The sequence below is a fragment of the Aeromicrobium camelliae genome, from assembly GCF_003850045.1.
Taxonomy (GTDB): domain Bacteria; phylum Actinomycetota; class Actinomycetes; order Propionibacteriales; family Nocardioidaceae; genus Aeromicrobium; species Aeromicrobium camelliae.
Genome location: NZ_RQJX01000003.1, coordinates 1 through 13,758 on the forward strand (window position 1 = coordinate 1; position 13,758 = coordinate 13,758).

Here is a 13,758-nt window from a genome sequence, read left to right on the forward strand (position 1 = left end):
AAGACAACCCGCAGGGCGTCAGTCTCGATACAAGTCAGAACGCCAGCAACAGCCCACACCCATCTTCACCGTCTCGATACGTCGCCCACCGAGGCCATAGGTGGTCGAGTAGGAGGTCGCTCAGCGACCGACGCATCGAGACCACGCCACGTCAACTGGTCTCGATACGCGGCTCGCAGAGCTCGCCACTACTCGACCACCTAACCCCGGTGGTCGAGTAGGAGGTCGCTCAGCGACCGACGTATCGACCACGTTGCGTGGTCTCGATACGCTCCCTCGTTCCTCGGTCGCTACTCGACCACCTACGGTTACTTCACGAGGAGTTGGCGGTGGCGTTGGACGGCTAGGTCGGTGTCTTCGTGGGCGAGGTCGGCGTTGATCTGCGCGGCCGTGGTCAGACCCGAGCCGGCGGCGGCCACCACCATCGAACCGAGATCCGAGGCGTTACCGGCCGCCCACACGCCGTCGACCTGCGTACGGCCTGTCGGGTCGATCGGGATGAGGTCGCCGAATCCGCCCGGGTGCGCTTCCAACGAACCGCCCAACTGCTCATGCAGCTCACCTCGGGCGACGAACCGCGGAGCGACCGTGACCGCGTCGACCTCGACCTCGGTGCCGTCGGCGAGGACCACCCCGCGCAGCCGCTCGCCGTCGTCGCTGAGCCGCTCGACCCGTCCTTCGACCACACGCACACCCAACGCGCTCAGCTGCTCAGCCTGCTCGTCGGTCAACGGCTCCATCTCATGGAGAAACAACGTGATGTACTCGCTGAGCTGCCGGAACAACAGCACCTGGTGCAAGCTCGCCGCCGCGCGCCCCAGGATCCCGATGTGCTGACCGCGGGCCTCCCACCCGTGGCAGTACGGGCAGTGCAGGACGCTGCTCCCCCAGAATCGCTGTACTCCGGGAACGTCAGGCAGCTCGTCGACGAGCCCGGAGGTCAACAGCAGACGCCGTCCGCGCACCTCGGTACCGTCCTCGAGCCGCACACCGAACTCGCTGCCCTCGCGGGCGGCCTCGACGGCACGTCCGTCGAGGAACGTGACCCCGTACTCCTCGGCCTCGCGGCGCCCGTGCGCCAGCACCTCGGTCGGGGGCATGCCCTCGCGGCTCAAGAAGTTGTGCACTCCGTGCGCGGGGGCGTTGCGTGGTTCTCCTGCGTCGATCACGACGACCGAACGGAGCGACCGGGCGAGCGCCACCGCTGCGGCGAGCCCGGCGGGTCCGCCACCGATCACGACGACGTCGTACTGCTGGTTCTGATTCATGGAGCCTCCTCGTTCGGCACCCAGCATGCGTACCCCGGAACGAGAAGTGCAAACCACTTTGCCGGTGTGGCAAACTGCGGGCATGGACGCTACCGAGCAGACCCTCGCCGGAGTGGGAAGCCGCCTGCGCGCCGTCCGCAACGGCCGCAGGCTCACCTTGAACGACGTCGCGCAGGACGCCGGCATCTCGGTGAGCACCCTGTCGCGCCTGGAATCGGGGCAACGCCGCCCCACCCTCGAGCTGCTGTTGCCGCTCTCGCGCGTCTACGGAATTCCGCTCGACGAGCTCGTCGGCGCCCCGGCCAACGGTGATCCGCGCATCCACATCCGGCCCGTTCGGCGCTACGGCCAGATCATCCTGCCGCTCAGCCGCGGGACCACGGGGGTCCACGCGTTCAAGCACGTCCTGCCGCCCTCGCGCAAACCCGCGACGCCGTCCCCGAAGGCGCATCCCGGTCACGAATGGCTCTACGTCATCCACGGGAGACTGCGCCTCGTCCTCGGCGAGCAGGACCTCGTGCTCGAGGACGGCCAGGCGGCCGAGTTCGACACCCGCACCCCGCACTGGTTCGGGGCGGCGGGCGACGAGCCGGTGGAGTTTCTCAGCCTGTTCGGACCGGAGGGGCAGCGCGTGCACGTGACCCCGGGATCGGAACTCGGGGCCTAGCTCGCGCTCCGGTCGAACGAGGCGGCCTGTCAGCTCCCCGCTCTACTCTCGACGCATGCTTCGTACCGTCTGCGTCAACGGTACACGCACCCCCGACGATCATCGCGCCCTCTCCGCCGATCCAGTCGTGCTCGCACGGGACGCAGCCCGGGCGATCGCGGCCGGCGCTGCAGAAGTTCACCTGCATTCCAAGGACGAGGTGGGCCGGGACTCGCTGAGCTCGACATGTCGGGCGTTGGCTGCGGGCGTTCCGCACTGAACTACCGGGGGTGACGCTCGGGGCGACCACGGGAGCCTGGGCGGTTGACGGTGCCGACGAGCGCCTCGCGCAGATCCGCGGGTGGCAGGAGCTGCCGGACCTCGCCTCCGTGAACTGGCACGAGGACGGCACCGAGGAGCTCGCCGCGCACCTCAATGAGCGCAACGTCGGAATCGAGGCGGGCCTGTGGACGGTGGACGCGGCCGAAGGCTGGGCCAGCTCTCCGCACGCCGCCGAGTGCCGTCGGATTCTCGTCGAGGTGCCGGACCTGCCCGACGATCGCGTCCGCGCCACCCCCGAGAACATCCTCGCGGTGATCGCGGAGTCGGGGCACGATCTCCCGATCCTGCTGCATGGTGAGGAGCGGTCCGCCTGGCCCGCCGTGCGGCTCGCGCGCGAGCTGGGTCTCGACACGCGCATCGGGCTCGAAGACACCCTCACCCGACCCGACGGTACGGTGACCGCCTCGAACGCCGAACTCGTCGCGTTATGCCGCGACGTCTGGCGCAGCTAGAGCTCGCTGACCCAGATCGCCTCGGCAGCGGGGAGGCCGAGATCGCGCTCGACCCCGGCCACGCTGACCTTCATCGTGCCCGCGTACTCGTGGCGCTCGTGCACGTCGAGGACGACGTCGAGGCCGATGCCCTGGTCGGTGAGGAACCGCAGGAGTGCCGGGTCGGCGTCCGACACCCGCGCCACCCGCACCCGCCCGCCGTCGACCTCGGACAACTGTCGCGCCTCGAGGTCCGGGAGTTCGCCGCTCGCCGTCGGGATCGGGTCGCCGTGCGGGTCGCGGGTGGGATCGCCGAGGGCGGTGGCCAGACGCTCCATAAACAAGTCGGACACCGCGTGCTCGAGCACCTCGGCCTCGTCGTGCACCTCATCCCAGCCGTAGCCGAGGTAGTCGACGAGGAAGGTCTCGATAAGCCGGTGCCGCCGCACCATCGCGAGCGCGGCACGACGTCCGGCGTCGGTCAGCTCCACGTCGCCGTACCGCTCGTGGGTGAGCAGTCCCTGCTGCGTGAGCTTCTTGACCGTCTCGGAGACGGTGGACGGCGACTGACCGAGCCGCTGGGCCAGAGCGCGAGAGGAGATCGGCTCATCGCGCCACTCGCGACTCGTCCAGATGACCTTGAGATAGTCCTGGTTCGACGCGGTCAGCTCGTCGGGGTGCACGGTCTCAGGCTAGTCGATCGGTCTCGCGCGCCCGCCGCCATCGGGTCAGCAGCCCGGTGCGCGGAGCGGCGAGATAGGCCAGGGCGAACGCCGCGGCCTGCCCCAGGACGATCATCCCGCCGGGCGCGACGTCGAGGTGGAAGCTCGCGGTGAGGCCGGCGATGGATGCGACCACCGCCACCACAGGTGCGAGCACCAGCATGCGGGTGAAGCGTTCGGTGAGCAGCCGCGCGGTGGCGCCGGGGATGATCAACATCGCGACCACGAGGATCACGCCGACCGCCTGCAGACCGACCACCGTCGTGACGGCAAGCAACCCGAGCAACAGCATCGTCAACCGGCGCGGTGACATGCCGACGACGTGCGCGTGCGCGGGGTCGAAAGCCCACAGCACGAGGTCGCGGCGCTTGAGGATCAGCACGACCGAGACCAGCACCGCCAGCGCGACCACCTGGGTCACCTCGGCGTCGCTCACCCCCAGCACGTTGCCGAAGAGGATGTGGCCGAGATCGATCTGGCTCGGCACCACCGAGATGAGCACGAGGCCCAGCGCGAAGAGGCTCGTGAAGACGATGCCGATCGCGGTGTCCTCCTTCGTCGGCCCCGAGCGCACCGCCCCGATCAGCGACACGGCGAGCACGGCGAAGACCAGCGCGCCGATCGCGAAGGGCCAGCCGACGACGTACGCGAGGACGACCCCCGGCAGCACCGCGTGCGAGACCGCGTCGCCCATCAGCGACCACCCGACCAGCACGATCCAGCAGCTCAACAGCGCGCACACCACGGCGGAGGCGACGGTCACGAGCAACGCCACCTGCATGAAGGAGTAGCCGAACGCCTCGATCATGCGTCCCCCTCCCAGCCGAACGCCCGCGCCAGATGCTCGGGCGTGATCGCGCTCGCCACCGGACCAGAGGTCACGATGCGGCCTGCGCGCAGAATGACCGCGGCATCGCACCAGTCGGCGAGCCCATGTACGTCGTGCGTCGACACCAGTACGGTCACGCCGCTGGCGGCCGCGTCGCCGATGACCTGGCGCAGGGCCATCTCGCTCGGCAGGTCGACGCCCGCGAAGGGCTCGTCCAGCAGGAGCACCTCGGCCTCCTGCGCGAGACCGCGAGCGACGAAGGCGCGCTTGCGTTGGCCGCCGGAGAGCATGCCGATCTGGCGGTCCTCGAGGCCGAGCAGACCGACCCGCGCGATCGCCTCATCGACGGCGGCGTGGTCCGCGGCACTGAGCCGGTTGGTCCAGCGGCCACCGCGTTGGCGACCCATCGCGACGACCTCGCGCACGCTCACCGGGAAGTCCCAGTCGATCCGCTCGCTCTGCGGCACGTAACCGAGAGCGGCACGACGCCGAGCGCGCGCCGGGGTGTCGTCGAGGATGCGCACCTCACCGCCGATGGGGCGCGTGCGGTCGGCGAGCGTGTCGAACAATGTCGTCTTGCCCGAGCCGTTCATCCCGATGAGCGCGCACACGACACCGGACTCGACCTGCACAGTGACGTCGTGGAGCACGGTCGCGTCGCCGCGCCGGACGCTGACGCCGCGCACGTCGATCGCCGTCATGCGCCCCCTCCGAGACCGTCGACGATCGTGCGGACGTCGTGGCGCAGCAGGTCGAGGTACGTCGGCACGGGCCCGTCCGCCGCCGAGACGGAATCGACATAGAGCGTGCCGCCGAACCGCGTTCCTGCTTCCTCGGCGACCTCGCGCATCGTGCGATCGGAGACCGTTGACTCGCAGAACACCGCCGGCACGTCGCGCTCCTCGACCGCCCGGGCGACCGAGAGCACTCCCTGCGGCGTGGTCTGCTGCTCGGCGTTGACGGGCCACAGGAACACCTCCTCCAGACCGGCATCGCGCGCGAGATAGGAGAAGGCGCCCTCGCAGGTCACCAGGACGCGGCGATCCGGAGGCAGCGCGGCGACGGCTTCGACCAGTTCGGTCTCGATCGCGTCGAGTTCGGCGCGGTAGGCGTCGGCCTGCTCGCCGATCTCAGCTGTCGCGTCCGGAGCGAGCTCAGTGAGCGCCTCCTCGAGGACGTTCACATAGCGCTTCGCCTCGCGCGGCGACATCCACGCGTGCGGGTTGGCGTGATCACTGCCGGCGATCGGGAGCGGATCGGTGTCACGGCTGACGACGACTCGGGGAACGTCGAGCCGCTGCGTGAACTGCTCGAACCAGGCTTCCAGCCCGAGGCCGTTGTCGATCAGCAGATCCGCTGCGTCGGCGCGGCGCAGATCTCCCGGTGTCGGCTCGTAGCCGTGGACCTCGGCCCCCGGACGCATGAGCGACTCGACGCGGACCGCGTCACCACCGATGGCCCGCGCCATGTCGGCGACGACGGTGAACGTCGCTACGACATGCGGTCGATCATCGGTCTCGGCGGGGGCGGGCGCGCACGCCGTGAGTAAGCCCGCGACGACCGCGAGCGCCCCGATGGACCGAAAGTTCGGCATGGCGAACACTTTGGCCACGGTCTCCGTATAGCGCTCGACGAGGAGACGAACTACGATCAGACCATGACCGAAATCGATCGTCACTTGCTGCGGGTGGGAACCGTGCGCACCGCGCTCTTCGTCGCGGCGTTCGTCGTCTTCCTCACCCTCGCCGCCGCCCTCGCCTGAGCGACCGAGCCAGCAAGCCCGGGTGAGGTGGTCGAGTAGCCGCGAGGTCTCGATACGTCGGTCGCTGAGCGACCTCCTACTCGACCACCTACACCCGGTCAGCTGGTCGAGTAGCGCGAGGGACGAGCCGCGTCTCGAGACCACCTACACCGGGGTCAGCGGTCGGCGAGGGGTTTGGGGTCGTTGCCAGGGAGGCCGGCGAAGGCCTGCACGATGTCGAGCCAGTGGTCCGCGTGCTCGCCCTGCGCTTGCACATCGACGTCGGAGCGATGCCGTCGCCGCGTCGCCAGCAGTGCGAAGTCCCAGGCATCGCCGGTCACGCGCTCAGGCGCATCCTCCGGACCCCACGTCCACAGCTCGCCGCTCGGCGCCGTGAGTTCGACGCGAACCGGCACGTCGGGGGCCTGCTCGCCGCGCATCATGTAGGCGAACCCGCGCGTGCGGACGCCGAGGTGGCAGACATGACGCACGCGATCGGTGCGCGGCACCTCGATGCCCACCGCCTCCGCGACGTCGTGCCCATGCGCCCAGGTCTCCATGATCCGCGCCGTCGCCATCGACGCCGGGCTCATCGGCGGCCCGAACCACGGCACCTTCTCCCCCTCGGGCACCGACAGCAACGCCTCCGTCAACGCGCCGCGCCCCTCACGCCAGGCGCGGAGCAGCTGGTCCGGCGGTTCGAGGGCCAGCTCGTCCGCCGCTTTGTCGACAAATTGCTCCGGGTCGTCCGCCGCTTGGCGCATGACCTCGTCGAAGGCCGGGCGATCGCGGATGGCCTGCTCGGAGGTGACGTCGGTCCAGTGCAGGTGCGCGATCTGATGCGCGACCGTCCACCCCTCCGGCGTCGTGACGGTCTGCCAGCCTGCGTGGTCGAGGCCGCCGACCCAGCCATCCAGCTGCAGGCTCTCGGCGGCGAGGTCGTCGAGGATCGCGGCGAGGACGGATGCCATGTCAGCGCTCCAGTTCGTGATCGAGGGTCGTGGCCCACGCGTCGAGGATCGCGGCGCGGCGCGTGGAGTCGTCACTCAGTGTGGCCGCCAAGCCGAGACCGCGCACGAGGTCGAGCGTGGCTTGGACAAGCTGGCGATTGCGTCCGCGGCTCTCGTCGATGTCGAGCAGTTCGACGGCCTGGGCGTGGGTTTCGCGGCCGATCCGCCGTTCGAGGTCGCCCACCTGCTCGCGGAGCGCGGCGTCGGTGCGCGCCGCCACCCACAGCTCGAGCGCGGCGAAGAACACCGGCGAGGTGAACTGGCTCGACAACACCTCGAGGACGGCCCGCGTCCGGCCCTCCTCCGGAAGGTCGGCGATGCCGGCTTCGAGTTCGGTGCGGCGGCGCTCGGTGATGTAGTCGACGGCGGCGAGGACGAGGTCCTGCTTGCTCGGGAAGTGATGCAGTTGAGCACCGCGGCTCACCCCGGCGCGACGGCTGACGACGGTCGTGGTCGTGCCGGCCCACCCGAACTCGACGAGGGAGTCGACGGTGGCCTCCATGAGCCGCTGACGCATCGCCCTGGTGCGCTCACCCTGGGGCGTGCGGGCGCTCGTCGCCTCTCCTGCGGTCACCGGCCCAGCATGCTCGGCGGAACAAAAACAGTCAAGCCTGCCGGTAAGTGAGGGCGGGCGCGGAGAGCGAGTCTCACGATGCGAGCGAGTCGACAGCACCTGCCCAACTTTTGGCCAGTTCGCGCCCGTTTCGGCGCGTCCCAGGGGCCACAAGTGGCCAAAAGTCGGGGAGAACACCAGGGCCGCGCGCCGGGCTGCGCGAGGCGGCTAGCTGTACTCGGCAGAGACGTTGGTGACACGGGCGTTGCGAAAGGAGGAGACCTCCTGGCGTAGTGGAGCTGTCTAGTTCCCCACGTTGACCAGGAGGTCTCGTGTCACACGCTAACGCGCGGCTGAATGTCCGCGGCAGGTTGTTGCTGGTCGAACGGGTGATCGGTGAGCACCGCCCCGTCGCGCATGTCGCAAAAGAGCTCGGTGTCTCGCGCCAGTGCGCGCATCGCTGGGTGAACAGGTTCCGAGTCGAGGGCATCGAGGGGCTGCAGGACCGCTCATCTCGACCGCACTCGTCACCGCGACGGACACCGGCCGATGTCGAAGAGCGGGTGCTTGCGCTGCGGCGCGAGCTGCGCCAGGGACAAGACCGGATCGGACCGGTCGCCGGCGTTCCCGCTCGCACGGTCGGGGCGATCCTGGCACGGAACCGAGTACCGCGCCTGGACGAATGCGACCCGTTGACCGGCGTGGTGATCCGCGCGTCGAAGCAGACCGCGACGCGCTACGAGCGGTCCGAGCCGGGCGAGCTGGTCCACATGGATGTGAAGAAGCTCGGCCGCATCCCCGACGGCGGCGGCTGGAAAGCAAACGGCCGCGAGCACGGCCAGACCTCAGCGCAGAAGCGAGCCCGAATCGGCTTCGACTACGTCCATTCCCTCGTCGATGACCACTCCCGGTTGGCCTACTCGGAGATCCTCCCCGACGAGAAGGGCCCCACCTGCGGAGCATTCCTGCTGCGCGCCGCGACCTACTTCGCCGGGCACGGCATCACCCGCATCGAACGAGTGATGACCGACAACCACTTCAGCTACCGGCTCTCGGGCGACGTCCGCGCCGCGATCGCCATCCTGGGCGCAAAGCACGTCCTCATCCGACCGCACTGCCCTTGGCAGAACGGCAAGGTCGAACGCCTCAACCGCACCCTGCAGACCGAATGGGCCTACCGCCAGGTGTTCCGCTCAAACGACGAGCGAACCGCCGCCCTTGCGCCCTGGCTCCAGCACTACAACACTCAACGACACCACTCCGCTATCGGAGGCCCACCGATCAGCCGACTGTCACCAACGTGACTGCCGAGTACAGCTAGCCCGCGAGGTGACCGGAGAGGTCCTCTTCGTCGGCGGACGCGTCGACGACAGTCTGCTCGGGCTGCTCGCCCACGCAGCGGCGAGCGAACTCGGCGGCGAGCGTGAGCGCCAATGCGGCGTCGGGGACGATGTCGACGAACGAGACGAATGCGTGAAGCTGCCCGCGCCACAAATGCGTCTCGACGTCCACGCCCTTGTCCGTCAGCAGCAGGGCGAAGGCCTCGACCTCGGGCCGCAACATCTCGTCCTCGACCGCGACGAGGTGCACGGGCGACTGGATGTACGCGGAGGCATGCAGCGGCGAGGCGAACCCCTCGATCACGGCTCCCTCGGGCAACCACAGTTCGCGCATCGTCGCGACGCGGCTGATCGGCAGGTAGGCGTCGCGCATCGGCGACACGCGGACGACGTTCTTGTCGGTTCGCTCCGGGTCGAGGCTCAGCAGCGGAGAGAACCCGATCAGTCCGGCGGGCGGCTGGAGGCGGCGGCGCGTCGCCAGCTCCCCCACTTTCATCGTCAGATAGCCGCCGGCCGAATCGCCGCCGACGACGATCTTGTCCGGGTGGTCGACGACCTGGAGCAGCGCCTCGTACGCGGTGATCGCGTCGTCGACCGCATCGGCGACCGTGCCCTCGGGCAGCAGCACGTAGTCGACGGAGAGGAGCACGCCGCCCGTCTCCAGCACGAGCCGCTCGCACATGCTGCGGTGCGACTCCACGCTGCCGGTGAAGAAACCTCCGCCATGGAAGTAGAGGATCGTGACGTCGCTGGTCCGGCCGTCGGCGGGCTCCATTCGCTCGCCGCGGACGCCACCGAGATCGATCGACTCGGACGTGATGCCCTCGTTCGGCACGCGCGGCTTGTAACGCTCCATCGACCTCAGCCGCGCGAACATCCGGTCGTGGATCGGGACGACTCGCAGCAGCGGTTTGATCGTCAGGCGCGTGCCGCGGCCCAGCAACCGGGCGCGCGGACTCGGGTCGTCATGGATGATCGCGTTCGCGTGGACAGCGCGCAGAGGACGTCGCCGCGGCCACCAACGACCCGGAAGCCGTCGCAGATCCACAGGGAGCGTCATCGCTTCAGGATACGGTCGAAATGCCACGAATTCAGGGCGCGTGACGAGGCCCACGCGGCCCCCGACAGCGCCCCTCACCAGCGGCGTCGTCCGATACGGTGGAGACGTGGTCACCTACGACGACCTGACGCTCGAGGACCTGCAGGTCCGCACCCTCGGCGAGCCCACCTTCGACTCACCGCTGGCCGAGTACGTCGCCGACCGGACGACCAACGCGTACTACGTCGCCGAGGATGATCGAGTCCTCGTCGACGACACGATCACCCTGCTGCAGCGACGTGGGGACATCACCCTCTCCGAGGTGCCGTCCTACGAACCCGGTGGTCCTCGCCGCAAGATCTTCTTCGACCCCGCGACCACCAAGGCCGGCATCGTCACCTGCGGCGGTCTGTGCCCCGGACTCAACGACGTCATCCGTGCCCTCGTCCTCGAACTGTTCGAGCACTACGGCGTCACCGACGTCATCGGCTTCCGCAACGGCTACGCGGGCCTCGTCCCCGGCGCCGCACCGGACCCGATCGAACTCACCCCGTCGTTCGTCAAGACCATCGCCGAGCGCGGAGGCACCGTGCTCGGGTCCTCGCGCGGAAGCCAGGACGTCGGCGTCATGGTCGACAACCTCGTCGACAAGGGGGTCGACATCCTCTTCGTCATCGGCGGCGACGGCTCCATGCGCGGCGCGCACGCGATCGCCGAGGAAGTGACGCGGCGCGGCCTGCCGATCGGCGTGGTCGGCGTGCCGAAGACGATCGACAACGACATCCCGCTCATCGGCACCAGCTTCGGCTTCCAGACCGCGTACGCCAAGGCCGCCGAGTCGATCAAGGCGGCGCGCGTCGAGGTCGAGGCGGCGATCAACGGCGTCGGCGTCGTCAAGGTGATGGGCCGTCACGCCGGCTTCGTCGCCTGCTACTCCGCGCTGGCCAACCACGACGCCGACTTCGTCCTCATCCCCGAGGTGCCGTTCACGCTCGAGGGCGAGAACGGACTGCTCGCTCAACTGCGCAAACGCGTCCGGGAACGCGGCAGCGCCGTCATCGTGCTCGCCGAGGGCGCCGGGCAGGACCTCATCCCGGCCAGTCGACGCACCGACGCCAGCGGCAATCAGATCCTCGGCGACTTCTCCGGCTTCCTGCGCGCGCAGATCGCCCGCGACTTCAAGAACCGTGACGAGCCGCTGACGCTGCGGCACTTCGACCCCGGCTACATCATCCGGTCGGTGCCGGCCGACCCGGCGGACTCCGTCTACTGCACGCGGCTCGCGCAGGCGGCCGTGCACGCGGCCATGGCCGGACGCACCGACATGGTCGTCGGCCGACCGCGCCACCGCTTCGCGCACCTGCCGATCGAGGAGGTCACCAAGCGCACGCAGCAGGTGAATCCCGACGGCGACCTGTGGCTGAGCGTGATGGAGTCGACCGCCCAGCCGCTGACTATGCGCTGAAGGGCTCGAAGGCCGACAGCAGATGCCGCTCGGCGCGCGTGAGGTAGTCCTCGAGCAGGGTCGCGGCTTCCTCGAGCCGGGCTGCTGCGACGGTCTCGGCGATCTCGCGGTTGAGCCCGACGTACGGGCCGTGGAAGTCCTCCGCGGAACCGGCTCGGAAGAACACGAGCCGCATCTCGGCCAGCAGCCGGCTCATCTCGGCATCGAGACGGGCGCTGCCGGCGAGACCGACGATGCCGCGATGGAACCGCTGGTTGGCTGAGGCGACCATGTCGCCGTCGCCGTTCGCGAGGCCCTTCTCGCCGTCGGCGACCGCGGCGAGCAGCACCGAGCCCCCGTCGTTCGCGGTGCGGGCGGCGCGCAGGCATCCGGGCTCGATGACGCGGCGGGCACGGTAGATGTCGCGCACGTCCTGAGCGGTGGGGACGCGTACGAACACGCCCCGATGCGGCTGCCGTTCCAGCACCCGCTCGGCGATCAGCTGGCTCAGCGCCTCGCGCAGCGTGTTGCGGGAGATGCCGAGGGCGTCGGCGATCGCGGCCTCGGGCAGGCGGTCGCCGGGACGCAGCACACCGTCCGCGACACGCTCGCGCACCGCGTCCGCGGCACGATCGGACGACGACGTGAGCACGACCTGGGCGCGGGCGGCGGTCAGCGCCTCCAGCGCGGCAGTCAGGTCGGTCGCGGTCACGGCCCCATCGTACGAGGGACTCCGCCGCAAGCGACCGTTCCGTTCGGTCGCGGCTCGACGGCTAGCCCGGCCTCAGGTGGTCGAGTAGGAGGTCGCTCAGCGACCGACGTATCGAAACCACCTACAACTCACGTAGGTGGTCGAGTAGGGCGGAGCTCGGCGACCGACGTATCGAAACCACGTTGCGTGACGTGGTCTCGATACGCGGCGGCTACATCCTCGCCTGACTCCCCGCCCGGAGATAGGTGGTCGAGTAGGAGGTCGCTCAGCGACCGACGTATCGAGACCACGTTGCGTCACTGGTCTCGATACGCGGCTCGTCCCTCGCCGCTACTCGACCACCTAGGTTCTGGGGGTCGGCGTTGCGGGATTGTTCAACAATCCCTTAGCATCGCCGACATCGCTGTGAAACAGGTCGCAGTGAGGGTGGGAACTCCCATCCGCAACGTCAGGAGTGCTTTATGCCCGACGCCTCGACCACAGAGCAGGAACGTCCCGGCTCGGCCCGCACCGCCCTCATGGGCGCGATGTTCCTCATGGCCACCAGCGCCATCGGACCGGGCTTCATCACGCAGACCACCGACTTCACGGTCAAGCTCGGCGCCGCGTTCGCGTTCGCGATCCTCGCGTCGATCGTCATCGACATCGCCGTGCAGATGAACGTGTGGCGCGTCGTCGGCGTCGCCGGCAAGCGCGCCCACGAGCTCGGCAACGAAGTCCTTCCCGGCATCGGCTGGGCGCTGGCGTTCCTCGTCGTCACCGGCGGCCTCGTCTTCAACATCGGCAACACCAGCGGCGCCGGCCTCGGCACCAACGCGATGTTCGGCCTCGACCCGAAGATCGGCGGAGCGATCTCCGCGCTCATCGCCATCGGCATCTTCCTCAGCAAGCGCGCCGGCGTCGCCCTCGACCGCATCGTGGTCCTGCTCGGTGTCGTCATGATCGCGATGACGGCCTACACGGCGATCGTGTCGCAGCCTCCGCTCGGCGAGGCGATGCGCAACGCCGTGCTGCCCGAGACCGTCGACTTCCTCGCCATCACCACGATCGTCGGTGGCACCGTCGGCGGCTACATCACCTACGCCGGCGCGCACCGCCTCCTCGACACCGGCATCACCGGCCCGGAGAACGTCGGTCGCATCACCCGCACCTCGGTGTACGGCATCCTCGTCACCGGGCTCATGCGGGTGCTGCTGTTCCTCGCGATCCTCGGCGTGACGATCGGCGGCGTCGAGCTGGCCGCCGACAACCCCACCGCTTCGGCCTTCGAGTCCGCGCTCGGCGACATCGGCCTCGTCGTGTTCGGCACGATCCTGTGGGCCGCCTCGATCACCTCGGTCATCGGCGCCGCCTACACCTCGGTCTCGTTCCTCACCACGTCGAAGACCGCCCGCCGCCGCCAGAACCTGCTGACAGTCGCCTTCATCGCACTCAGCGCGGTGCTGTTCGTCGTGCTCGGCGCGGCGCCGGTCACCCTGCTGGTGTTCGCCGGTGCGTTCAACGGCCTGATCCTGCCGATCGGTTTCACGGTCGTGCTGTGGGTCGCGTGGATGCGCAGGGACCTGCTGGGCGGGTACCGGTACCCCTGGTGGCTCAAGATCGCCGGACTCGCCGTCTGGCTGCTGACCCTGTACCTCGGCTGGAACTCACTCGGCGGACTGGCCGACCTCTGGAGCTGATC

The 13,758-nt window shown here is 69.2% G+C and carries 15 protein-coding genes; 6 read left to right on the forward strand and 9 right to left on the reverse strand.

The genetic code is table 11. The annotated features are described in order from the left end of the window. Positions 1-308: 308 nt before the first annotated feature. A complete protein-coding gene (locus EHW97_RS02915) occupies positions 309-1,268 on the reverse strand; it encodes an NAD(P)/FAD-dependent oxidoreductase (protein WP_124235679.1) in 960 nt (319 codons plus the stop codon). An 82-nt stretch (positions 1,269-1,350) separates the two neighbouring features. On the opposite strand from EHW97_RS02915, the gene EHW97_RS02920 reads away from it, so the two are divergent. Genes EHW97_RS02920 through EHW97_RS02930 form a run of 3 tightly spaced genes read left to right on the forward strand, consistent with a single transcriptional unit; the run spans position 1,351 to position 2,708 of the window. Then, positions 1,351-1,935, forward strand: coding sequence for a helix-turn-helix domain-containing protein (locus EHW97_RS02920; RefSeq protein ID WP_124235680.1), 585 nt, complete (start codon positions 1,351-1,353; stop codon positions 1,933-1,935). A gap of 55 nt (positions 1,936-1,990) precedes the next feature. Continuing rightward, on the forward strand, positions 1,991-2,194 hold the full coding sequence (locus EHW97_RS02925; protein ID WP_124235681.1) for a 3-keto-5-aminohexanoate cleavage protein: 204 nt from the start codon (positions 1,991-1,993) through the stop codon (positions 2,192-2,194). Between the two features lie 10 nt (positions 2,195-2,204). Next, positions 2,205-2,708: a 3-keto-5-aminohexanoate cleavage protein gene (locus EHW97_RS02930; RefSeq protein WP_208001845.1), complete on the forward strand. Its 504-nt coding sequence runs from the start codon at positions 2,205-2,207 to the stop codon at positions 2,706-2,708. Here EHW97_RS02930 and EHW97_RS02935 read toward each other — a convergent pair. The 6 genes from EHW97_RS02935 to EHW97_RS02960 all read right to left on the reverse strand — a co-directional run bounded on the left by EHW97_RS02935 (position 2,705) and on the right by EHW97_RS02960 (position 7,563). After that, positions 2,705-3,370: a metal-dependent transcriptional regulator gene (locus EHW97_RS02935; RefSeq protein ID WP_243696278.1), complete on the reverse strand. Its 666-nt coding sequence runs from the start codon at positions 3,368-3,370 to the stop codon at positions 2,705-2,707. The genes EHW97_RS02930 and EHW97_RS02935 overlap by 4 nt on opposite strands. Before the next feature lie 4 nt (positions 3,371-3,374). Further along, entirely contained in the window at positions 3,375-4,217 is an 843-nt protein-coding gene (locus EHW97_RS02940; protein ID WP_124235683.1) for a metal ABC transporter permease, read from the reverse strand. After that, complete coding sequence (locus tag EHW97_RS02945) at positions 4,214-4,939, reverse strand: metal ABC transporter ATP-binding protein (RefSeq protein ID WP_124235684.1); 726 nt, start codon at positions 4,937-4,939, stop codon at positions 4,214-4,216. The genes EHW97_RS02940 and EHW97_RS02945 overlap by 4 nt, the downstream gene beginning before the upstream one ends. Further along, positions 4,936-5,832: a metal ABC transporter substrate-binding protein gene (locus tag EHW97_RS02950; protein ID WP_124235685.1), complete on the reverse strand. Its 897-nt coding sequence runs from the start codon at positions 5,830-5,832 to the stop codon at positions 4,936-4,938. Before EHW97_RS02950 ends, EHW97_RS02945 begins: the two co-directional genes overlap by 4 nt. Before the next feature lie 323 nt (positions 5,833-6,155). After that, the gene (locus EHW97_RS02955; RefSeq protein ID WP_124235686.1) at positions 6,156-6,950 is read right to left on the reverse strand and encodes a TIGR03084 family metal-binding protein; all 795 of its coding nucleotides are present in this window, start codon (positions 6,948-6,950) and stop codon (positions 6,156-6,158) included. Position 6,951: 1 nt separating this feature from the next. Then, positions 6,952-7,563: a TetR/AcrR family transcriptional regulator gene (locus EHW97_RS02960; RefSeq protein ID WP_243696279.1), complete on the reverse strand. Its 612-nt coding sequence runs from the start codon at positions 7,561-7,563 to the stop codon at positions 6,952-6,954. Between the two features lie 311 nt (positions 7,564-7,874). Here EHW97_RS02960 and EHW97_RS02965 point away from each other — a divergent pair, with 311 nt between their 5' ends. Beyond that, the gene (locus EHW97_RS02965) at positions 7,875-8,846 is read left to right on the forward strand and encodes an IS481 family transposase (protein WP_124235687.1); all 972 of its coding nucleotides are present in this window, start codon (positions 7,875-7,877) and stop codon (positions 8,844-8,846) included. A gap of 13 nt (positions 8,847-8,859) precedes the next feature. Here the strand turns inward: EHW97_RS02965 and EHW97_RS02970 are convergent, their stop codons facing one another. Beyond that, positions 8,860-9,942 carry an alpha/beta hydrolase fold domain-containing protein gene (locus tag EHW97_RS02970; RefSeq protein ID WP_124235688.1) on the reverse strand — a complete coding sequence of 361 codons (1,083 nt, stop codon included), beginning with the start codon at positions 9,940-9,942 and terminating at the stop codon, positions 8,860-8,862. A 106-nt stretch (positions 9,943-10,048) separates the two neighbouring features. Between EHW97_RS02970 and EHW97_RS02975 the strand changes: the two genes are divergently transcribed. Continuing rightward, positions 10,049-11,386, forward strand: a complete 1,338-nt coding sequence (locus EHW97_RS02975; RefSeq protein ID WP_243696280.1) for an ATP-dependent 6-phosphofructokinase — start codon at positions 10,049-10,051, stop codon at positions 11,384-11,386. Here the strand turns inward: EHW97_RS02975 and EHW97_RS02980 are convergent. Next, on the reverse strand, positions 11,376-12,077 hold the full coding sequence (locus EHW97_RS02980) for a GntR family transcriptional regulator (RefSeq protein WP_124235690.1): 702 nt from the start codon (positions 12,075-12,077) through the stop codon (positions 11,376-11,378). The two genes, EHW97_RS02975 and EHW97_RS02980, sit on opposite strands and share 11 nt — an antisense overlap. Before the next feature lie 461 nt (positions 12,078-12,538). On the opposite strand from EHW97_RS02980, the gene EHW97_RS02985 reads away from it, so the two are divergent. After that, positions 12,539-13,756 (forward strand): NRAMP family divalent metal transporter, encoded by a 1,218-nt coding sequence (locus tag EHW97_RS02985; protein ID WP_124235691.1) that lies wholly within the window; start codon positions 12,539-12,541, stop codon positions 13,754-13,756. The last annotated feature ends 2 nt before the right edge of the window (positions 13,757-13,758 follow it).